Below are 20,182 nucleotides of genomic sequence, written 5' to 3' on the forward strand. Positions count from 1 at the left end.
TGTCCTCTCGGTGTGGCTTCCGGCGGCCGGGTGTCCCCGGCCGCCGGAAGAGGGTGGTGTCAGCAGGTCGACTTGTAGACGGCGTCCGCGCCGTCGGTGTCGATGTTCTCCTTGGTGATCACCGTGAACCCGGTCTGGATCTTCTCCTCGTTGGCGTCGCCCTCGAGAGCGGCGAGCGCCTGGGCGACGCCGTCCTTGCCGATGGTCGCCGGCTCCTGGGCGACCAGGGCCTGCACGATGTCGTTGCGGAGCGCCTCGACCTGTGCGGGACCGGCGTCGAACCCGACGACCGTGACCTCGCCCTGCTTGCCCGCCTGCTGGATGCCGGTGGCGGTGCCCTCGGCCGCGAACAGGTTCGCGGCGAAGATCCCCACGATGTCGGGGTTCGCCTGCAGCGCTGCGGTCACGATGCGGGCGGCCTCGGCGGGCTCGTTGTGCGAGTACTCGATGCCGAGCGACTCGAACTTGGAGTCCTCCGCCACGGCGTTCTCGAATCCTTCTGCACGCGCGTCGGAGGTCGAGATGCCCGGGTCGATCGAGACGACGAGGACCTTGCCGCCATCGGGGTGCGCGGCCTGGATGGCCTCGAACGCCGCGGCGCCGCCACCCTCGTTGTCGGACGCGATCTGGGAGACCGCCATCGACGGGTCCTCCAGCGTCGTGTCGACGAGGACTACCTTGATGCCGGCGTCTGCCGCCGCCTGGATCGGCGCCTGCATGGCCGTGACATCGGTCGGGGCGATGAGCAGCGCGTCGGGCTTGGAGGCCACGAGCGCGTCGACGATCGGCTTCTGCAGGGTCGGGTCGAACTTCTCCGGACCCTGCACCTTCACCGTCGCACCCGCGGCATCCGCGGCCTCCTCGATGCCGCACTGCATGGAGATGTAGAACTCGTCTCCTGCCACGCCCTGCACGAATGCGATCTCGTAGGCATCGTCGCCGCCGGAGCCGCCGTCTCCGCCGGCATCGTCGCCTCCGCCTGCGCAGCCGGCGAGGACGAGCGCTGCGCTCGCGCCGAGCGCGGCGATGCTGATCGCTTTCCTGTTCCACTTCATTGTGATCACCGTTCTTCTCTTGACTGTGTGTGGATGGGTGGTGGGCCGGGCGTCAGGTACGCCGGCCCCCGCTGACGAACTTGCGCCAGAGGCTTTGCGAACCGCCGCGCATGGCCGCCGACCGGCGGGCCTGGTCGACGTAGACGGCGGTGATGAGGACGGCGCCGACGGCGACCTGCTGCCAGAACGGCGGGACGCCCGTGATGACGAAGCCGTTCTGCAGGACGGCGGGGATGAAGAGACCGACCACGGTCCCGACGATCGTGCCGACGCCGCCGAAGAGGCTCGTGCCGCCGATGACGACCGCGGCGATGACGTTCAGGTTCGTCTGCGACTGTCCGGCGATCGCGGTGGTGGAGAACTGCGACAGCGACAGGATGCCGGCGATGCCCGCGAGTCCGCCCGACAGCGTGTAGATGGAGATGAGGTGCCGGTCGACCTTGACGCCGACGCGGCGCGCAGCGAGCTCGCTCGACCCGACGGCGTAGGTGTGCAGGCCGAAGCGGGTGAAGTGCAGCACCACGCCGCCGATGACCACGACCACGAGGGCGATCACCGAGATGGTAGGGATGGTGCCGAAGACGTTCCCGTAGCCGATCGTCGTGGTCAGCACCGAGGGCACTTCGCGGATGTCGACGCCGCCGGTGAGGATCTGTGCGAGGCCGAGCGCCATGCCCAGCGTGCCGAGCGTGACGATCAGCGGCGGGATCTTCGCCTTGGCGATGAGGAATCCGTTGAGGAGGCCCCAGCCGATGCCGCAGGCGATCGCGACGAGGATGCCGACGAAAGCGGTGCCCCACCCGTCGCCGCCCATCGCACGCATGACCATCGCCGACACCACCCCAGAGAACACCAGGACGGAGCCGATCGACAGGTCGATGCCCGCCGTGATGATCACGTAGGTCATGCCGACCGCGAGCACGGCGAGGATGGAGGCGTTCTGGATGATCAGACGGAAGTTCGACCACTGCGCGAACGTGTCGGGCGCCAGCGCGCTGAAGACCAGCACGATCGCGATCAGCACGAGCAGGATCTGGAACGCCTGCGCCTTGATCAGGTTGCGGAAGTAGCCGGTCTTCGGCTCCTCCAGCGTGCCGATCGCGACCGTCTCGGTCGGCGGCTTCGTGGTGCTCATCGGTTCGACTCCTTCTCAGCGTCAGTGCTCTCGGCGAGGTCGCCTTCGGGCGCGAGGTCGGCGGGCGGGGCGGCGTCACGGGTGACGGCGCCGGTCATGAGCCCCACGAGCTCCTCCATCGAGGTGTCGTTCGCGGGGATGTTCGCGACCCTGGTGCCAAGGCGCAGCACCTGGATGCGGTCGGAGACCTCCATGACGTGCGGCATGGAGTGCGAGATGAACACGACGGCGATGCCCTTGTCGCGCACGCGGCGGATCGTCTCGAGCACGTTCTTGGTCTGCCGCACGCCGAGGGCCGCGGTGGGCTCGTCGAGGAAGACGACCCGTGACGCCCAGTGCACGGCACGGGCGATCGCGATCGCCTGGCGCTGTCCACCCGACATCTCGCCGACCGGCGAGGTCAGCGAGCGCACGGTCGCACCGAGCTCGTCGAAGGCGGCGCGCGACTGCGCGCGCATCTCCTTGGTCTTCATGAAGCCGAGGGCGCCGGCGAGCCCGTTCTGGCGCAGCTCGCGGCCGAGGTACATGTTCTGCACGGGGTCGAGATGCGGGGCGAGGGCGAGGTCCTGGTACACCGTCTCGACGCCGAGCGCGCTCACCGCGGACGGGGTGGACATGTCGGCCTCTGCGCCGTCGAAGAGGATCGTCCCCGAGTCGATGGCGAGGTTGCCCGAGAGCGCCTTGACGAGGGTCGACTTGCCCGCGCCGTTGTCGCCGATCAACGCCGTCACCTCCCCCGGGTACACCTCGAAGTCGACGTCGTTCAGCGCGCGCACGTGACCGAACTGACGCGACAGTCCTCGCGCCTGGAGAACCGGAACCGTAGAACTGAGCGACATGGGTCAGCTCCTTCCCTTGCTGTGGTTGTGATCGGAGTGTCCGGAGCGGAACCCGGCGGCCACGCTCTCGAAGTCGGCTTCGCTGCTCGCGGCCGATGCGGCGAACAGCGCCGCCCCGAAGGCGGTGGCTTCGTCGTGCGTCGCGACCGTGACGTCGGGCAGCACGCACCGCCGGGCCCTGACGATGCTGGCCATGCTCGACCAGCCGCCGGTGAGCACCGTCGAAGTGGGAGGAGAGACCTCGCGGTCCATGACCTCCATCAGCTCGGCGCACATGTCGTTGCCGTGCAGCAGCGTCGCCGTGAACAGCTCGGCGGGGGTGAGACCGTCGCTGTTGGCGACGATCTTCAGCACGCCGTCGTCGTTGCGGGCGCCCGTCACGCTCAACCCGCCGTCGGCGAGGGAGCCGGCGACGGGCAGTGCCATCACCTCGTCGTCGATGCGGGCCCGCCCCTGCGCATCCGCGATGCCGAGCACCTGCAGCACCCGCCGCATGAGGAGGCCGGACTTGGTGCCGGCGAGGAGGACGTACTTGCCGGGCAGCACATGGCGGACGGTGTTGATGCCCGCCACGGCGAGGCGCTCGCGCGCGTCGAAGGGCAGGGGTTCGTCGAGCACGCGCACGAGCGCTTCGGCGGTTCCCATCGAGTCGTAGAGCTGGCCGCTGTGGACCGCGCCGACCGCGACGGCCGACACGAGGTGATCATGGCCGGCGACGGTGAGGACCGCCCCGCGGAATCCGTCCGGCATCGCGTCGTCGGTGACGATCCCGACGGGCGTGCCCGCGCCGACCCGCTCGGCGAGCAGGTCGGGGCCGACGCCCAGCACCTCGAACGCGGTGTCCCACGGCGTGCTGTCGTCCTGGTCGAGCAGGCCGGTGCGCGAGACGAGCGAGTACTCGGCCACACGGGGACCCCCGAGCGAGTGCACGACATACTCGGGCACGTTCAGGAAGGTCTGCCCGTGGAGGTCGACCCCCGTGCCGCGAAGGTGCAGGAGCTTCGCGATGGAGGCGAGGGGGCCGACCGGCAGCCCGGTCCGACCGAGGAACTCGGCACGGAAGGCCTCGGGCGTCGCGAGGATCTCCTCGGCACCCCGCGGGTCGAACCACGCGAGGATCGGGGCCGCGGGCCGACCAGCAGGGTCGAGGACGACTCCGGCCTCCGCCATCCCGGACACCCCGAGTGCGAGGACGCGGTACGGTCCGCGCTCCGAGAGCAGGGAATCGGCCTCGTGCGCGAGTTCTCGCACCGTGTCCATGACAAGAGCGGCCGACATCTCGGCGCGCCCGTGCTCGCGGCTCCGCCACGGCGACCGCCTGCTCGTCACGAGCTCCTGACGGCCGTCCGTCCCGGTCACGAGGAGCTTGATGCTCGTCGAGCCCACGTCGACGCCGACCATGTACGCGTTCATCGCAGCTCCGCCGTGGCGAGGGTCGTCGGCCATCCGGCACCCGGCTCGGCGACGAGCACGGCGGCATCCCCCTCGACGGTCCAGTCCCCGAAGGAGTGCGGCACGGCCAGCACCTGTCCCTGCGAGACCGGGAGGCGTCCGTCGCCACCCACGAACTCGCCCGCTCCCTCCGAGATCAGCACGACGGCGAAGCCCGCAGGACGCACCGACGTGCGCGTGCCGAGCGTCGCGGCATCCCACAGGCGGAAATACGGGTCGGCGGCTGCGGGCAGGAGCGAACGGAAGCGTGTGCCCGCAGGAGCGGTCCCGACCTCGCTGATGAGCGCGGCGAGCTGCTCCGGCGCGAGACGGTCGGACGACACCGCAGGCATCACGGTGTCGAAGCCCAGGTCCAGGTGCGACTCCTCGCGGGTCGACGTCGTCACCGACCACTCCAGGAGGATCGAGAAGTCCGTCGGCTCCTGAACCTCGGCGACGAAGATCCCGCCGTCGATCGCGTGCGCGGTGCCGGCCGGGACGAGGATGCCCATGCCCTCGCGCACCACGACGCGGTTCATGTGGGCGAGCATCCACTCGCTGTCCTGCGCGTCGCGCCGACGGTCGAGCTCGTCGCGGTCGAGGTCGGTGTTCCAACCGACGTGCACCGCGGAGTCGGGCTCGGTGTCGAGGACGTACCAGGCCTCGGTCTTGCCGTAGGGGCAGTCGAGGTGCTCGACCGCGAAGCCGCGTCCGGGGTGCACGTGCACGGGGAGGCGCTGACGCGCGTCGAGGAGCTTGACGAGGATGCCGACGTCTCCGGCGTCCCGTCCCCTCACCGGCCCCGTCCATCCTGCGGGGTCCGCGGCGACGAGGTCGCGCAGGATCTCGCCGTCTGCGGTGATCGCGAGCCCCGTGCGGGGGTCGCCGAACCGGGAGACCGTCGCCCCGAGCCACTCCTCCGGCTGGTGGTCGGTCTCGGGGACGATCCCGCGCAGCGCCGCGATGCGGTCGCCGCCGCGGTAGAAATGCTGGACGGGGTTGGGCGGAAGCAGGACGGGGATCATCGCAGGTCTCCGATCGGGCGGGTCGGCACCGCACGGTCCGGCGCCGTCTCTCCCGAGCCGCGGGCGACCAGGCGCGTCGGCACCACGATGTGGGCGGGTTCGGCCTCACTGTCCGCGCCGAGCTCCATGAGCCGGCGGAAGGCAGCCTCGCCGATGAGCCGCGGATCCTGGTCCACGCACGTGATGCCCGGCGTGAAGACGTCCGCGAATTGGAAGTCGCCGAACGAGATGAGAGCGGGCATCGGGATGTGGTCGGCGCTGAGCACGTGGATCGTGGCGATCGCCGCAGGGCTCGTGGCGCAGAAGACGGCCGTCGGGGCGTCGTTGCGCGTGAGGAGGTCGCTGATCGACCGCTCCTCGCGGTGTCGGCCCTGCGAGATCACGAGCGTCTCGTCGACCTCGATGCCGGCTTCCGCATGCGCGGCGCGGAAGGCGCGGAGGCGCTCGTGCACCGTCGGATACGGCGTCTCCTCGCCGATGAAGCCGATGCGCCGGTGCCCGCGGGCGAGGAAGCCGCTGATGGCCTCGTACGTCGCGCCGAAGTCGTCGACGATGACGGAGTCGATCCCCTCGCGCGAACGGTCGACGCAGATCACGGGGAACCGTCGCCGGAGCGGCTCGAGCTCGGCAGCCTCGATCGCGAACGGCGAGATGATGAGACCGCGCAGACGGTCGCCGGTCAGACGCGCGAGCTGCTCACGCTCCTGCGCGGCGTCGTGGACGGTGCTGGCGAACAGGACGTTGAGGCCTGCCGCGACGGCGAGTTCCTCCACCGCGCTGACGAAGGCCGCGAAGAACGGGTCCGAGATCGCGTCGATGAGGATCCCGATGGTGTCGGTGTCGCCGCGCTTGAGCGAGCGCGCCCGCCGATCGGGGACGAATCCGAGTTCGAGGACGGCGGCTGCCACGCGCTTGCGGGTGTCGGGGAGGACCCCTGCTTCGCCGTTGACGACACGTGAGACGGTCTTGATGCTCACGCCGGCGAGGTGCGCGACATCGGTGATCCGTGCGCGGCGTCGGTCGTCACGGCGTGCGCCGCCGCGCGGGGCCGGCTCGTCGTGTTCGTGCGTCATTGCTACCTCGACATCGTTGTCATCGTTGAATCCGCGGTCATCGCGGCTCGATTGCCACTCATCATGCGACTCCCTCGACAACGTTGTCAAGCAGGAATCTTCGAGTGGCCGTCGTTCGGCGAGCTCACGCCGTCGCCGTGACCTCGATCTCGACGGCGAGGTCGAGCCGGGCACCCGGCGCGAGCGGACGCAGCAGCCCGCGTGCGCGCGCGTCGGCGCGACCGAGGATCGTGGGGGCCGTCGCCGGCTCGATGCCGAGCACGACATGCCCGTCTTCCTCCGCCACCCGCCACTGGAACATCGCGCCGAGCTGCGCGGTGTCGAAGCCGATGCGCAGCGCGACTCCCCGGGCGCTCTCCACCGTCACCTCGACGTCGGACCGCTCCGGCAGCTCATGCTGGAAGACCTGCTCGGGATAGAGGGGGGCGGGCGCCGGGAACCGTTCCCAGGTGGCGAGCCCCCGCTCCGCCTCCGCATCGCGTGGTCGCACCTCGGTCGCCGGACTCGTCAGCACGGTGCCCTCGTCGACGAGCGGCCAGCCGAGGTTCAGGTGGTACAGGACCATCGGCTCGACCCCCTTCGCGCCCCTGTTGACGACCGCGTCCTCCACCCGCACGAGGCGCGAGCCGATCGGGCTCACGATCCTCCGTCGCAGCTCCAGGTGGGTGCCGAAGACCTCGACCTCTCGCGTGACGCCCTCCACCACGACCTCGCTCTCCGTGACCTCCGCGCGCGTCACCTGTGCAGCGAGCGACGAGTACCGGCCGTGCAGGGGGTGTGACTCCCCCTGATCGATCGAAGGGGCGCCGAAGCTGAGAAGGCCGCAGGTCGTGAGCAGCCCACCCCCGAACGCGCGGAGCCAGCCGCGCCCGTCGGGGTCGGCGGGCACGGGAGGAAAGCCCGTCGGCGACGTCCATGCCAGCGGGACGCCCGCGACGCGGAACTGCCCGAGGTCGAGGCCGCGATCGGGGAGGATCTCGAGCTCCAGGTCGCCGTTGACCACGCGGATCCGCCGGCTCCCCGCATCCGGCCCGTCGGTGCGCCGAGACGATTCGACGGAGACCGCCTGCCCTCGATGCCCGAGGCGGCGCCACGCCTCCGCGATCGGCGATCCGTACAGCTCTGCCGACATGCTCCCGCCCTTCCCGCAGCCCCACCCGGCGCGTGCGGCCACCGTATCAGCCGCTCGTCGCACCTTACGGACGGGCGATTGACAACGTTGTCTCAGATCTGCATACTGAGGCTGCGCACCGCCGCGCCACCCTCACGCAGAGAGCACACTCGATGACGAAGCCTCGCCTCAACCGCCTGTTCCACGCCCGTTCGGGGCGCGCCTTCGACGTCGCCGTCGACCACGGGGCGTTCCACGAGCACTCGTTCCTCAGCGGCATCGAAGACATGCAGGCCACCGTCCGCACCCTGGTCGATGCCGGCCCCGACGCCATCCAGCTGACCCTGGGGCAGGCACCCCTCCTGCAGTCGATCCCCGGCAAGCAGAAGCCGGGTCTCGTGCTGCGCACCGACATCGCGAACGTGTACAACGATCCTCTGGAGTCGCCGCTGCACTCGATCCACGTGCCGGATGCGATCGAGGTCGCCGTACGACTCGACGCCGTCGCAGTGTGCGTGAACCTGCTCGACCTCCCCGGCCACCCCGAGGTGCGCGAGCAGTGCATCCGATCGATCCTCGCCCTGCGCACGGATGCCGAACGCTTCGGGATGCCGCTGATGATCGAGCCCCTCGTGATGCAGACGAAGCCCGGATCCGGCGGCTACGCGGTCGACGGCGACACCTCGAGGATCGTGACCCTCGTCCGCCAGGCCAGAGAGCTCGGAGCCGACCTCATCAAGGCCGACCCGACCGACGACATCGCCGACTATCACCTCGTCGTGCAGGCCGCGGGAGACACCCCCGTGCTCGTGCGCGGCGGCGGACGAGTCGACGACAGGGTGCTGCTCGAACGCACGGTCGAGGTGCTTCGGCAGGGCGCCCGCGGCATCGTCTACGGGCGCAACGTGATCCAGCACCGTGACCCGGCCGGCATCACCGCGGCCCTCATGGCGGTCGTCCACGAGGATGCCTCCGTCGACGATGCTCTCGGTCTGATCGGAGCCGGGCGATGAGCGGGCGCCGGGTCAATATCGGCATCATCGGCGGCGGACTGATGGGCAGGGAGCTCGCTGCCGCGCTGCGGCGCTGGCCCGCGCTCGTCGACCACCCCGCCGACCCCCGTCTCGTCGCGGTGTGCGACATCAACCCGGCGGCCCTCGAGTGGTTCCAGGGCATCGACACCGTGCGCCTCACGACCACCGATCACCGGGAGCTCCTGGCCGATCCCGACATCGACGTCGTGTACGTCGCCGTACGGCACGACCTGCACGAGCAGCTCTACATCGACACGATCAGGGCGGGCAAGGCGCTCCTCGCCGAGAAGCCCTTCGGTATCGACGGCTCGGCCGCCGATGCGATCATGCGGGCCATCCAGGAGAACCCCGACGCGTTCGTGCGGGTGTCGAGCGAGATGCCGTTCTTCCCTGGTGCGCAGTGGGCGATCGACTACGTGCGCTCTGGCGCGCTCGGTCGCATCGTCGAGGCGAAGTGCTCGTTCCTGCACGCCAGCGATCTCGACACCACCAAGCCGCTGAACTGGAAGCGACAGCAGCAGTACTGCGGGGCCGCCGGTGTGCTCAACGACCTCGGCATGCACACCTGGCACGTGCCTCTGCGACTCGGCTGGACCCCGGAGACCGTGTTCGGGGTGCTGCAGGACATCGTGACCGAGCGGCCGGGTCCCGACGGCACCCCGCTCCCCTGCGACACCTGGGACAACGCGGTCATCCACTCCTGGGCATCGCACGAGGGCGCCCGCTTCCCCCTCACGACCGAGACCAAGCGGATCGCTCCGGGCGAGAAGAACACCTGGGAGTTTGAGGCCATCGGCATGAACGGCAGCGTGCGGTTCAGCACCAAGAACCCCAAGGAGGTGCAGGTCTTCGCGGTGGTGGACGTGCCGGGGATCGGCCGCGAGCAGAGCTGGCAGCGCATCGATGCGGGGAGTCAATCCGTGTGGCCCACCGTCACCGGGCCGAACTTCGAGTCGGGGTTCTCCGACGCGATCCTGCAGATGTGGGCCGCCTTCCTCGCGGAGCGCCAGGGGGAACTCGGCGACGGGTTCGGCACGGTGCGTCCGGAGGAGGCCGCGCAGACCCACCGCATCTTCGCGGCGGCGATCTCCTCCCACGAGTCCGGCGGGTCGGTCGCGCCGCAGCGCTGAGTGTGCCCTGCCGGCTTCTATCGTGGGAGTGACGAAAGGGCGGGCGATGCGCAGCAGCGGCAGACCGACGATGAACGACGTCGCCGCCGCCGCAGGGGTGAGCCTGAAGACCGTCTCGCGCGTCATCAACGCCGAACCGAACGTCGACGCGACGATGGCGAGCCGGGTCGCCGAGGCCATCGAGCGCCTGGGCTATCACCGCAACGCCCTGGCGGCGAGCCTGCGCTCCGGCACGAACGACACGGTGGCGTTCCTCGCCGCCGACCTGTCGAACTCGTTCTACATGGGCATCGCGGCGGCGGTGTCGACCGTCGCCGCGCACCGACGCATGCACGTCGTGATGGCCTCGAGCGAGGAAGACCCCGCCACCGAGCGACGCGTCGCGCTCGACCTCTGCCAGCGGAGGGTCGGCGGTCTGATCCTCGTGCCCACGTCGGCGGATCACTCGTACCTCGCGCCGGAGGTCGCGCACGGCACACCCGTGGTGTTCCTCGATCGACCGGGCAACGGCATCGACGCCGACACCGTGCTCCTCGACAACCGCGGCGGGGCACGGGCCGCGGTCGCCGAACTGCTGGCAGCGGGCCACGAGCGCATCGCGATGCTGCTCGACACGACGGAGATCTACACCATGGACGAGCGTCTCGCCGGTGCGCTCGAAGCCTTCGCCGCCGCCGGCCGCTCGCAGGACCCCGCGCTCCTCATCACGGGCGTGCACACACCGGCAGACGCACGCGCTGCGGTGTCGACGCTGCTCGACTCCGCCGCCGCACCCACCGCGCTCTTCTGCGGCAACAACCGAGCGACCGTCGGCGCCCTCGAAGAGCTCATGGTGCGCGGGTCCGATATCGCGGTCACCGGGTTCGACGATTTCGAGCTGTCGTGGATGCTGCCGCGGCCCATCCGGGTGGTGTCCTACGACGTGTCCGCGCTGGGCACGCTCGCGGCGACCACCCTGCTCGACCGCATCGCCGGAGGCCCTCTCGCCGACCCGACTCTTCACCTCGTGCCGACGACGCTCGTGGACCGCGGCGGACGGTCCCGCTAGAGCGGCGGGATCGAGCACCGGATAGATTTCCTCTCATGGCTCTTTCCGGCAATCTCGAGGCGCAACGACGCCGCGACGAACTCGTCGAACTCGCGAACGGCCCGCAGGGCGTGATGATCGAGGCGGCAGCCGAACTGTTCTCCGTCTCGTCCATGACGATCCGCCGCGACCTCCTCGAGCTGGAGGCCGAGGGGCGGGTGCGGCGCGTCCGCGGCGGAGCGACGGCCGCACCGAGAGCCCGCTCGTTCGACGCCAGGAGGGCGATCCGCGCGAGCGCCAAGCGCACCATCGCCGAGAAGGCGCTGCAGCTGGTCCCCGCCCGGGGCAGCATCGCGCTCGACGCCTCCTCCACCGTCAATGTGCTCGCCTCGATGATCGGGCCGCGGACCGGCCTCACCGCCTACACGAACTCGTTCGAGTCCTTTCAGCTGCTGCATCCGCTCGAGGGCGTGACCGCGGTGATCTCCGGCGGCACCGCCGAGCCGACCACCGGCAGCCTGGTCGGGCCCATTGCACGTCGCAGCATGAGGTCGGTGTACTTCGACATCTTCTTCTCCTCCGCGGATGCCCTCGACATCGCCGACGGCACGTCCGAGGTGTCCGTGGACGAGGCCGAGCTGAAGCAGGCGATGGCGGCCAACGCGGGCACGACCGTGGTGTGCATCGACTCCAGCAAGCTCGACCGGCGATCCGTCGCCCGCGCCCTCGAGCGCGACGACATCTCGGCCCTGATCACCGAACTCGATCCAGGAGACGAGCGGCTCGCCCCGTTCCGCGACCGCACCGACATTCTCTGAGCACTTCACCTGTGCGTCAGTTCGTGTTAGATTTCACATGAAGTAACAGCACGAGCGCACGGTCGTGCGCTTCGTCCCCGTCTTGGAGAGTCATGACCAACGCCACCGCCGCCGCACTCATCGCCCGGTCGAACCGCCTCGGCGCCGACCCGAAGAACACCAACTACGCGGGCGGGAACACCTCCGCCAAGGGCACCGAGACCGATCCGGTCACCGGGCGGCCGGTCGAGCTCATGTGGGTCAAGGGCTCCGGCGGCGACCTCGGCACCCTGACCGAGAGCGGCCTCGCGGTGCTGCGCCTCGACCGCATGCGCGCGCTCGTCGACGTCTATCCCGGCATCGAGCGTGAAGACGAGATGGTCGCGGCCTTCGACTACTGCCTGCACGGCAAGGGCGGAGCAGCCCCCTCGATCGACACCGCCATGCACGGCCTCGTCGACGCCGCGCACGTCGACCACCTCCACCCCGACTCCGGCATCGCGATCGCCACCGCGGCAGACGGCGAGGCCCTCACGACGCGCATCTTCGGCGACAAGGTGGCCTGGGTCCCGTGGCGGCGCCCCGGCTTCCAGCTCGGCCTCGACATCGCCGAGATCAAGAAGCAGAACCCGCAGGCGATCGGCTGCATCCTCGGCGGGCACGGCATCACCGCCTGGGCCGACACGTCGGAAGAAGCCGAGGCCAACTCCCTCTGGATCATCGACACCGCGGCCGCGTACATCGCGGAGCACGGAAAGGCTGAGCCGTTCGGCGGAGTGCGCTCCGGTTTCGAGGCGCTGCCGACCGCCGAGCGCCGGGAGCGCGCTGCCGCACTCGCCGGCACGATCCGCGGCATCGCGTCGACCGACAAGCCGATGGTCGGCCACTTCACCGACGCCGATGTCGTGCTCGACTTCCTGGCGTCCGAGAAGGCCCCGGCGCTGGCCGCCCTCGGCACCAGCTGCCCCGACCACTTCCTGCGCACCAAGATCAAGCCGCTCATCCTCGACCTGCCGGCAACGGCATCCGTCGAGGAGCAGGTCGCGCGCCTGCACGAGCTGCACGCCGAATACCGCGCCGACTACCAGGCGTACTACGACGCGCACGCCACCGCCGAGTCGCCCGCCATCCGCGGTGCCGATCCGCTCATCGTGCTGATCCCCGGCGTCGGCATGTTCTCCTACGGCGCGAACAAGCAGACCGCCCGTGTCGCCGGCGAGTTCTACGTCAACGCGATCAACGTGATGCGCGGCGCCGAGTCGCTCTCGACCTACTCACCGATCTCCGACGCCGAGAAGTTCGACATCGAGTACTGGGCACTGGAGGAAGCCAAGCTGCAGCGCATGCCGAAGCCGAAGTCGCACCAGGGCCGTATCGCCTTCGTGACCGGCGCCGCCAGCGGCATCGGCAAGGCCATCGCCACCCGTCTCGCGGCGGAAGGCGCGTGTGTCGTCGTCGCCGACCTCGACCTCGAGAAGGCCAAGGCCGCCGCGGCCGAGCTCGGCAACAGCGACGTCGCGATCGGGGTGGCCGCCAACGTGGCCGATGCCGATGCGGTCCAGGCCGCGCTGAATGACGCGGTGCTCGCGTTCGGCGGTGTCGACCTGGTCGTGAACAACGCCGGCCTGTCGCTGTCGAAGCCGCTGCTGGAGACGACCGAGAAGGACTGGGACCTGCAGCACGATGTGATGGCCAAGGGCTCGTTCCTCGTGTCGAAGGCTGCCGCCCGCGTGCTCATCGACCAGAAGCTCGGCGGCGACATCATTTACATCTCCTCGAAGAACTCCGTCTTCGCGGGGCCCAACAACATCGCCTACTCCGCCACCAAGGCCGACCAGGCCCACCAGGTGCGCCTCCTCGCGGTCGAGCTCGGCGAGCACGGCATCCGCGTCAACGGCATCAACCCCGACGGCGTGGTCCGCGGCTCCGGCATCTTCGCCTCGGGCTGGGGCGCCAACCGCGCTGCGACCTACGGCGTCAAGGAAGAGGACCTCGGCCAGTATTACGCCAACCGCACGATCCTCAAGCGCGAAGTCGTGCCCGAGAACGTCGCCGACGCGGTGTACGTGTTGACCGGCCCCGAGCTGAGCCGCACCACGGGCCTGCACATCCCGGTCGACTCCGGCGTCGCCGCGGCCTTCCTGCGATGACTCTCCTCCGCCGAGTGCACGGGACCTCGCCGAACGCACGGGAACGTCACGTGAATGCGCCGTGCGCTCGGCAGGATGCCGTGCACGCGGCGAGGGGGATGCGCGCATGACCGTCCGAGCGGTCGCGGCCGTCGACCTCGGCGCCACCAGCGGGCGGGTCATGATCGGACGGATCGGCGAAGGACGCCTCGACCTCGAACTCGTCACGCGGTTCCCGAACGGACCGGTGGCACGCGAAGACGGGCTCCACTGGGACTTCGGCGCGCTGTACGAGCATGTGCTCGAGGGGCTCACCGAGGCCGTGCGTCGCGAACCGGGCATCGAGAGCATCGGCATCGACTCGTGGGCCGTCGACTACGGCCTGCTCGCGGACGGAGAGCTCCTGGGCGAGCCGTTCCACTACCGCGACGAACGCACCGCCCGCGGGGTCGACGAGGTGCATGCGATCGCCCCCTTCACCGAGCTGTACGCGCGCAACGGACTGCAGTTCCTGCCGTTCAACACGCTGTACCAGTACCGGGTGGACGCACACCTGGGCGAAGCCGACACCGCACTGCTGATCCCCGACCTCATCGCGTACCTGCTCACGGGGTCTGCGGTCGCCGAACGCACGAACGCCTCGACCACGGGTCTGCTCGGCGTGGCCGACGGCGAGTGGGACACGGCGCTGGCCGACCGGCTGTCCATCCGCTCGAGCATCCTGCCGCCGCTCGTGGATCCGGGCGCGACGATCGGGACGCTGCGCCCGGAGCTCGCGGCACGCATCGGCAAGGACCTCCCTGTGATCGCCGTCGGTTCGCATGACACGGCCTCCGCGGTCGCGGCCACTCCCCTCGCGACGCCCGACTCCGCGTACATCTCGTGCGGCACGTGGGGCCTCGTCGGGGTGGAGCTGACCGAACCCGTGCTGACCGATGCCGCGCGCACAGCGAACTTCACGCACGAGCTCGGAGTGGACGGCCGCTTCCGGTTCCTGCACAACGTCACCGGACTCTGGCTGCTCAGCGAGACGGTGCGCGCGTGGGAGGCAGAGGACGGCGCGAGCATCGACCTGCCGGAGCTGCTGTCCGCGGCAGCCGACGTCAGTGGTCCCGTGCCCGTGTTCGACGCCGAGGACCCCTCGCTCACTGCTCCGGGAGACATGCCGCAGCGCATCGCCGTGCTCCTCGGCGACGCGGCCCCGACGTCGCGAGCGGCCTTCGCGCGGACGATCATCGAGTCGATCGCGGCGTCCTTCGCCGGGGCCGTCCACAGCGCAGCCGCCCTGTCGGGGCGCACGCTCGACGCCATCCACCTCGTCGGCGGAGGGTCGCTCAACCGTCTTCTCTGCCAGGCGACGGCCGACCGGACGGGACTGCCGGTCCTGGCCGGCCCGGTCGAGGCGACCGCGCTCGGCAATGTGCTGATCCAGGCGCGCGCTCTCGGTGCCGCACCGGCGACGCTCGAGGGACTGCGCGCCCTGGTCGCGGCGACCCATGCGCCGGAGCGGTTCGTCCCGCACGCGTGATCGCAACGACAGAGGGCGCCGAGGCTGAAAGCCCCGGCGCCCTCTTCGCGGTGACTCAGAAGTCGAAATCGCCGATGTTGTCCGCATCGAACACGAAGGGGTCGCCGAGCAGCACCACGCCGTCGGCGCCGACCGTGTACTCCCCGAGGTCCCCGGCGTCGAAGGTGTCGCCTTCCTCGCCGGTGATGTCACCCTCGACGAGCGCCTTGGCCGCGAACGCCGACAGGTAGCCGAGGTCGGCCGGGTTCCACAGCGCGAACGAGGTGACGGTGCCGTCCTCCACGTACTCGCGCATCTGGTTCGGCGTGCCGAGCCCGGTCAGCGCGACCTTGCCCTTGAAGTCCGAGGTCGACAGGTAGCGGGCTGCGGCCGCGATGCCCACCGTGGTCGGCGAGACGATACCCTTCAGCTGGGGGTGGCTCTGCAGCAGGGCCGCCGTCTTGTCGAACGAGGTCTGGTCGTCGTCGTCGCCGTAGACGGTCTCCACGATCGTGATGTCGGGGTAGTCGCTCGCGACGTACTCCTTCATCAACTCGATCCAGGCGTTCTGGTTGGTGGCGTTGGCCGATGCCGACAGGATCGCGATCTCGCCAGCTCCGCCGATCTGCTCGGCGACCTGGTCGATCTGCACCTTCGCGATGCCGTCGGAGTCCGCCTGGTTGATGAACACGTCGCGGCACTCGGGGTTGGTGTCGGAGTCGAAGGTGACGACCTTGACCCCGGCGTCCCGCGCCTCGTTGAGCGCGTCGCAGATGGCCTTCGGGTCGTTCGCCGAGACCACGAGTGCGCCCACCGCCTGCTGCGTCGCGGTGTTGATGTAGCTCACCTGTGCGTCGGGGGTCGCCTCGGCGGGGCCGACCTCGGCGAAGGTTCCGCCGAACTCCTCGACGGCCTTCTTGCCTCCCTCGCTGGAGGTGTCGAAGTAGGGGTTGCCGAGGTTCTTGGGCAGGAACGTGATCGACAGGTTGTCGGATCCGCCGCCCTCACCGGAGCCGGAGTCGCCCGACCCGCTGCCGGTGTCGGCGCAGCCGGTCAGCACGAGCGCTGCGGCGACGGCCACCGCGGCGAGCGCCGTGACCCTCTTGCGTGCAAACGTCATTGTTCTTCCTTTCGTGATGATCACCGCGGGCGGATGCCGGCGGCGAGAGGCTGCCTCATGGTGCGGGAGAGGCTGCGACGCGGAGGGGCGGTCCCGCTTTCGCGCGGACGCGTTGCGCCCAGGCGAGGACGCTGGCTGCGACGACCGAGAAGATCAGCAGGCCGCCCGTGATGATGTTGATGACGTCGGAGGTGACTCCGGCGAGGCGCAGGCCGCTTCCGAGCACCCCGATCAGGAGCACCGCGGCGACGACGCCGTGCAGGTGGCCCCTGCCGCCGAACACCGACACACCGCCGAGCACGACCGCGGCGATGACCTGGAGTTCGAGACCGGTGGCGTTGTCGCCGCGGGCGCTGCCGAAGCGCAGGGTGTAGAAGATGCCGGCGAAAGCGGCCACCACCCCCGACAGGATGAACAGGATGAACTTCGTCCGCTCGACGTTCACGCCGGAGAACCGCGCGGCATCCTTCGAGAGGCCGATGGCGTAGATGCCACGGCCGAACGGGGTGAAGTGGAGGACCACGGCGAAGATCGCGAGGAGGATCAGGAACGGGATGACGATGTAGGGGATCGTCGTGCCGGCGATCTTCGCCTTCGCGAGCGCCGTCCACATCTCCGGGAAGTCGGTCACCGCGGTGGTCCCCAGCAGTCCGACGGCGAGTCCGCGGAACAGCGCGAGCGTGCCGATCGTGACGGCGAGCGACGGAAGTCCGACGACCGTGACGAGGAACCCGTTGAAGGCTCCTCCGACGACGCCCACCGCGAGCGCGGCCAGCGCGGCGACCTCGAACGGCGCGCCGGATTCGGTGAGCACGCCGGTGACGACGCTCGCCAGGCCCACCATGGAGCCGACCGAGAGGTCGATCTCGCCCGTGATCATGACGAGGGTCATGGGCAGGGCGATCAGCAGGATGGGGGCGACGTCGAGCAGCAGGTAGTTGACCGTGATGGGCTGCGCGAAGCCGCGGATCGACACGGCGGACACGAGCACGACGAGCACCAGGAGGGCGATGATCGCGAACTCTCGGTTGATCAGCACCCGACGCCACAGCGGTCGGTCGTAGTCGCGGATGATCCGCGTCGAGGTCGTGGTCGTGGTGGTCATGAGTCGTCCCTCGCCTCGATGAGCTGACGTTTCTGCCGAACGGCGAGCACGCGGTCCAGCACGATCGCGCCGATGATGAGCACGCCGACGACGGCGCGCTGCCAGAAGTCCGGGATGCCGAGGATCGGCAGCGCCCTGTTGATCGTCATCAGCAGCATCGCGCCGATGGCCGCACCCCACACCGACCCGACGCCGCCGGTGATCGCGATGCCTCCGATGACGGCGGCGCCCACCGCATCCAGCTCCCATCCCGAGCCGACCTGCGAGCTCACAGATCCGTATCTGGCGACGTAGAAGACTCCGGCGAGGCCGGCGAGCGCCCCCGAGAGCACGAAGGCGCTGAGCACGCGGCGCGTGGTCTTGAGACCGTACAGTTCCGCGGCGGCGGGGTCGGACCCGATCGCGTAGTACTCGCGCCCTCCCCTGGTGTTGCGCATGTACCAGGCGGCGATCGCCAGGACGACGATCGCGACGATCGACAGCACCGGGATGGTGAGGATCTGCTGCGTGCCCAGACCGAGGAACTCCTTGGGCAGATCCGACGGATGCACCTGGTCGCTGCCCGTCCAAAGCACGTTTATGCCGCGATAGGCATAGAGGGTGCCGAGCGTGATCACCATCGCAGGGACCTTGGCGAACGCGACGAGCGCGCCGTTGATGAGTCCGAGCAGCCCTCCGAAGATCACGGCGGCGATCACGACGAGCGCGATGGGGATGCCGGGGACGTCGATGAACAGGCGACCGGTGAGGAATGCCGTGAGGCCCATGACCGAGCCGACCGAGAGGTCGACGTTGCGGGTGATGATGACGATCGCCTGCCCGACCGCGACGAGCACGAGGATCGAGGGGGTCAGCAGCAGATCGCGCCAGCCGTCGGCGCTGAACAGGAAGTTCGGATTCTTCACCGTCGCGGCGATCACGACGAGGATCAGCGCGACGAGGATCCCGACCTCGCGGGCGCGGCCGATGCCGCCGGGCTTCTTCGCGATCGCGGGGGCCGGTGCCGCCGTTGCCGTGGTGCTCATGCGTGCTGCTCCGATGCGTGGGTCGCGGCGAACATGACGTTCTCGCTGGTGGCGTCCTCGCGGGCGATCTCGGCGGTGATGCGTCCTTCTCGCATGACGAGCACGCGATCGGCCATGCCGAGCACCTCCGGCAGCTCCGACGAGATCATGAGGATCCCCCTCCCCTCGCCCGCGAGCTGCGAGAGCAGTCTGTGCACTTCGGACTTCGTGCCGACGTCGATGCCGCGGGTGGGCTCGTCGATGATCAGCACGCGAGGGTCGGTGGCCAGCCACTTGGCGAGGACCACCTTCTGCTGGTTGCCGCCCGAGAGCGTGGCAGCGACCGTGTCCAGGGCGTGCGTCTTGACCTCGAGTCGCGACGCCCAGAGCGTGGCCGCACGGTTCTCCATCCCGGTGGTGATCAGACCCCACTTGGCGAGGGTGCGACGGATGGCGAGGGTGATGTTGCCGCCGACGCTCGCATCGATCACGAGCCCCTGCTTGCGTCGGTCCTCCGGCACGAGAGCCAGGCCGTGACGCATGGCGGCGGTGGGGTTGCGACGAGGAACGCCGGCGCCCAGCATCCGTACGTCCCCCTCCCGGTAGGCGTCGACACCGAACACGGCGCGTGCGACCTCGCTGCGACCCGCACCCACGAGACCGGCGAGCGCGACGATCTCGCCGGCTCGAACCGTGAACGAGATGTCATGGAACACGCCGGGGCTCGTGAGTCCTCGCACCTCGAGCAGCGGTTCGCCGATCTCGGCCTCCTGCTTGGGGAAGAGCTCGGTGACGTCGCGGCCGACCATCTGACGCACGAGGTCGTCGACGGTGGTGTCGGCGACGGGCGTCGTGTCGATGTAGGCGCCGTCGCGCATCACGGTGACCGTGTCGCACAGATCGAACACCTCGTCGAAGCGGTGCGAGATGAACAGGATCGCACGTCCTTCGTCGCGCAGGCTCCTCGCGACCGCGAACAGGCGGTCGACCTCCACGCCGCTGAGCGCTGCGGTCGGCTCGTCCATGATCAGCACGCTCGCGTCGAGGGAGATGGCCTTGGCGATCTCGATGATCTGCTGGTCCGCGATCGACAGCCCCTCGGTGATGCGATCGGGGTCGAGCGCGACACCGAGCCGCCGGAAGATCTGGTCGACCTCGGCGCGCATGGCCTTGCGGTCGATGCGGCCGAGGGCGCGCGTGGGCTGTCGGCCCATGAAGATGTTCTCGGTGACGGAGAGGTCGGGGAAGAGCGTCGGCTCCTGGTAGATCACGGCGATGCCTGCGGCCTTGGACTGCGCCGTGCTGGTGAAGTCGACCTCTTCGCCGTGGAGGCGGAAGTCTCCGGAGTCGCGGCGGTACAGCCCGGCCATGATCTTCACGAGCGTGGACTTGCCCGCGCCGTTCTCGCCGATGAGGGCGTGGATCGAACCGGACTGAAGCGTGAGGCTTCCGGAGCGCAGCGCGATGACCGGTCCGAAGGACTTCACGACGCGGTGCAGTTCCAGCGCGGTGGGGGGAGCACTGCGGGCGTGTGCGTCGTCGACCACTGGCTTTCCTCTCCGTTGAGGGGGATGATGTTCGGAATGAACCGAGATGAATCGATTCAGGTGGGTTTCAGGCTAGTGTATGTGATGCGAGCGTCAGGTCAAGCCCTGATACC

The 20,182-nt window shown here is 69.6% G+C and carries 17 protein-coding genes; 6 read left to right on the forward strand and 11 right to left on the reverse strand.

The window, feature by feature from the left end:
• Nucleotides 1-59: 59 nt before the first annotated feature.
• The 7 genes from AB0E56_RS17180 to AB0E56_RS17210 all read right to left on the reverse strand — a co-directional run bounded on the left by AB0E56_RS17180 (nucleotide 60) and on the right by AB0E56_RS17210 (nucleotide 7,690).
• A complete protein-coding gene (locus AB0E56_RS17180; RefSeq protein WP_359801044.1) occupies nucleotides 60-1,055 on the reverse strand; it encodes an ABC transporter substrate-binding protein in 996 nt (331 codons plus the stop codon).
• Between the two features lie 52 nt (nucleotides 1,056-1,107).
• Nucleotides 1,108-2,190, reverse strand: a complete 1,083-nt coding sequence (locus AB0E56_RS17185) for an ABC transporter permease (protein ID WP_359801046.1) — start codon at nucleotides 2,188-2,190, stop codon at nucleotides 1,108-1,110.
• A complete protein-coding gene (locus tag AB0E56_RS17190) occupies nucleotides 2,187-3,029 on the reverse strand; it encodes an ATP-binding cassette domain-containing protein (RefSeq protein ID WP_359801049.1) in 843 nt (280 codons plus the stop codon). Before AB0E56_RS17190 ends, AB0E56_RS17185 begins: the two co-directional genes overlap by 4 nt.
• A gap of 3 nt (nucleotides 3,030-3,032) precedes the next feature.
• Nucleotides 3,033-4,442 carry an FGGY family carbohydrate kinase gene (locus AB0E56_RS17195; protein ID WP_359801051.1) on the reverse strand — a complete coding sequence of 470 codons (1,410 nt, stop codon included), beginning with the start codon at nucleotides 4,440-4,442 and terminating at the stop codon, nucleotides 3,033-3,035.
• Nucleotides 4,439-5,485, reverse strand: a complete 1,047-nt coding sequence (locus tag AB0E56_RS17200) for a hypothetical protein (RefSeq protein WP_359801053.1) — start codon at nucleotides 5,483-5,485, stop codon at nucleotides 4,439-4,441. Before AB0E56_RS17200 ends, AB0E56_RS17195 begins: the two co-directional genes overlap by 4 nt.
• A complete protein-coding gene (locus AB0E56_RS17205; RefSeq protein WP_359801055.1) occupies nucleotides 5,482-6,558 on the reverse strand; it encodes a LacI family DNA-binding transcriptional regulator in 1,077 nt (358 codons plus the stop codon). The genes AB0E56_RS17200 and AB0E56_RS17205 overlap by 4 nt, the downstream gene beginning before the upstream one ends.
• 124 nt (nucleotides 6,559-6,682) lie before the next feature.
• Nucleotides 6,683-7,690: an aldose 1-epimerase family protein gene (locus AB0E56_RS17210; protein WP_359801057.1), complete on the reverse strand. Its 1,008-nt coding sequence runs from the start codon at nucleotides 7,688-7,690 to the stop codon at nucleotides 6,683-6,685.
• A 152-nt stretch (nucleotides 7,691-7,842) separates the two neighbouring features.
• Between AB0E56_RS17210 and AB0E56_RS17215 the strand changes: the two genes are divergently transcribed.
• From AB0E56_RS17215 to AB0E56_RS17240, 6 genes are all read left to right on the forward strand, one after another.
• Nucleotides 7,843-8,682: an aldolase gene (locus tag AB0E56_RS17215; RefSeq protein WP_359801060.1), complete on the forward strand. Its 840-nt coding sequence runs from the start codon at nucleotides 7,843-7,845 to the stop codon at nucleotides 8,680-8,682.
• The gene (locus AB0E56_RS17220) at nucleotides 8,679-9,833 is read left to right on the forward strand and encodes a Gfo/Idh/MocA family oxidoreductase (RefSeq protein WP_359801062.1); all 1,155 of its coding nucleotides are present in this window, start codon (nucleotides 8,679-8,681) and stop codon (nucleotides 9,831-9,833) included. The genes AB0E56_RS17215 and AB0E56_RS17220 overlap by 4 nt, the downstream gene beginning before the upstream one ends.
• A gap of 70 nt (nucleotides 9,834-9,903) precedes the next feature.
• Nucleotides 9,904-10,881 (forward strand): LacI family DNA-binding transcriptional regulator, encoded by a 978-nt coding sequence (locus tag AB0E56_RS17225; protein ID WP_359801064.1) that lies wholly within the window; start codon nucleotides 9,904-9,906, stop codon nucleotides 10,879-10,881.
• A 35-nt stretch (nucleotides 10,882-10,916) separates the two neighbouring features.
• Entirely contained in the window at nucleotides 10,917-11,678 is a 762-nt protein-coding gene (locus tag AB0E56_RS17230; RefSeq protein WP_359801066.1) for a DeoR/GlpR family DNA-binding transcription regulator, read from the forward strand.
• Between the two features lie 92 nt (nucleotides 11,679-11,770).
• Entirely contained in the window at nucleotides 11,771-13,807 is a 2,037-nt protein-coding gene (locus tag AB0E56_RS17235) for a bifunctional aldolase/short-chain dehydrogenase (protein ID WP_359801068.1), read from the forward strand.
• A 106-nt stretch (nucleotides 13,808-13,913) separates the two neighbouring features.
• Nucleotides 13,914-15,314: a rhamnulokinase family protein gene (locus AB0E56_RS17240; RefSeq protein ID WP_359801069.1), complete on the forward strand. Its 1,401-nt coding sequence runs from the start codon at nucleotides 13,914-13,916 to the stop codon at nucleotides 15,312-15,314.
• Nucleotides 15,315-15,369: 55 nt separating this feature from the next.
• Here AB0E56_RS17240 and rhaS read toward each other — a convergent pair whose 3' ends face one another.
• Genes rhaS through AB0E56_RS17260 form a run of 4 tightly spaced genes read right to left on the reverse strand, consistent with a single transcriptional unit; the run spans nucleotide 15,370 to nucleotide 20,069 of the window.
• On the reverse strand, nucleotides 15,370-16,413 hold the full coding sequence (gene rhaS, locus AB0E56_RS17245) for a rhamnose ABC transporter substrate-binding protein (RefSeq protein WP_359801071.1): 1,044 nt from the start codon (nucleotides 16,411-16,413) through the stop codon (nucleotides 15,370-15,372).
• Between the two features lie 55 nt (nucleotides 16,414-16,468).
• Nucleotides 16,469-17,518: an ABC transporter permease gene (locus tag AB0E56_RS17250; protein ID WP_359801073.1), complete on the reverse strand. Its 1,050-nt coding sequence runs from the start codon at nucleotides 17,516-17,518 to the stop codon at nucleotides 16,469-16,471.
• Nucleotides 17,515-18,543, reverse strand: a complete 1,029-nt coding sequence (locus tag AB0E56_RS17255) for an ABC transporter permease (protein ID WP_359801075.1) — start codon at nucleotides 18,541-18,543, stop codon at nucleotides 17,515-17,517. Before AB0E56_RS17255 ends, AB0E56_RS17250 begins: the two co-directional genes overlap by 4 nt.
• A complete protein-coding gene (locus AB0E56_RS17260) occupies nucleotides 18,540-20,069 on the reverse strand; it encodes a sugar ABC transporter ATP-binding protein (protein WP_359801078.1) in 1,530 nt (509 codons plus the stop codon). The genes AB0E56_RS17255 and AB0E56_RS17260 overlap by 4 nt, the downstream gene beginning before the upstream one ends.
• Nucleotides 20,070-20,182: the final 113 nt, after the last annotated feature.

Origin of the sequence: Microbacterium sp. NPDC028030, assembly GCF_040637855.1 — a bacterium.
Classification (GTDB): domain Bacteria; phylum Actinomycetota; class Actinomycetes; order Actinomycetales; family Microbacteriaceae; genus Microbacterium.

Excerpts from the sequence above, each read along its gene's own strand:
- AB0E56_RS17180 (WP_359801044.1), bottom strand. The coding sequence starts at position 1,055 with ATGAAGTGGAACAGGAAAGCGATCAGCATCGCCGCGCTCGGCGCGAGC.
- AB0E56_RS17185 (WP_359801046.1), bottom strand. The coding sequence starts at position 2,190 with ATGAGCACCACGAAGCCGCCGACCGAGACGGTCGCGATCGGCACGCTG.
- AB0E56_RS17190 (WP_359801049.1), bottom strand. The coding sequence starts at position 3,029 with ATGTCGCTCAGTTCTACGGTTCCGGTTCTCCAGGCGCGAGGACTGTCG.
- AB0E56_RS17195 (WP_359801051.1), bottom strand. The coding sequence starts at position 4,442 with ATGAACGCGTACATGGTCGGCGTCGACGTGGGCTCGACGAGCATCAAG.
- AB0E56_RS17200 (WP_359801053.1), bottom strand. The coding sequence starts at position 5,485 with ATGATCCCCGTCCTGCTTCCGCCCAACCCCGTCCAGCATTTCTACCGC.
- AB0E56_RS17205 (WP_359801055.1), bottom strand. The coding sequence starts at position 6,558 with ATGACGCACGAACACGACGAGCCGGCCCCGCGCGGCGGCGCACGCCGT.
- AB0E56_RS17210 (WP_359801057.1), bottom strand. The coding sequence starts at position 7,690 with ATGTCGGCAGAGCTGTACGGATCGCCGATCGCGGAGGCGTGGCGCCGC.
- AB0E56_RS17215 (WP_359801060.1), top strand. The coding sequence starts at position 7,843 with ATGACGAAGCCTCGCCTCAACCGCCTGTTCCACGCCCGTTCGGGGCGC.
- AB0E56_RS17220 (WP_359801062.1), top strand. The coding sequence starts at position 8,679 with ATGAGCGGGCGCCGGGTCAATATCGGCATCATCGGCGGCGGACTGATG.
- AB0E56_RS17225 (WP_359801064.1), top strand. The coding sequence starts at position 9,904 with ATGAACGACGTCGCCGCCGCCGCAGGGGTGAGCCTGAAGACCGTCTCG.
- AB0E56_RS17230 (WP_359801066.1), top strand. The coding sequence starts at position 10,917 with ATGGCTCTTTCCGGCAATCTCGAGGCGCAACGACGCCGCGACGAACTC.
- AB0E56_RS17235 (WP_359801068.1), top strand. The coding sequence starts at position 11,771 with ATGACCAACGCCACCGCCGCCGCACTCATCGCCCGGTCGAACCGCCTC.
- AB0E56_RS17240 (WP_359801069.1), top strand. The coding sequence starts at position 13,914 with ATGACCGTCCGAGCGGTCGCGGCCGTCGACCTCGGCGCCACCAGCGGG.
- rhaS (WP_359801071.1), bottom strand. The coding sequence starts at position 16,413 with ATGACGTTTGCACGCAAGAGGGTCACGGCGCTCGCCGCGGTGGCCGTC.
- AB0E56_RS17250 (WP_359801073.1), bottom strand. The coding sequence starts at position 17,518 with ATGACCACCACGACCACGACCTCGACGCGGATCATCCGCGACTACGAC.
- AB0E56_RS17255 (WP_359801075.1), bottom strand. The coding sequence starts at position 18,543 with ATGAGCACCACGGCAACGGCGGCACCGGCCCCCGCGATCGCGAAGAAG.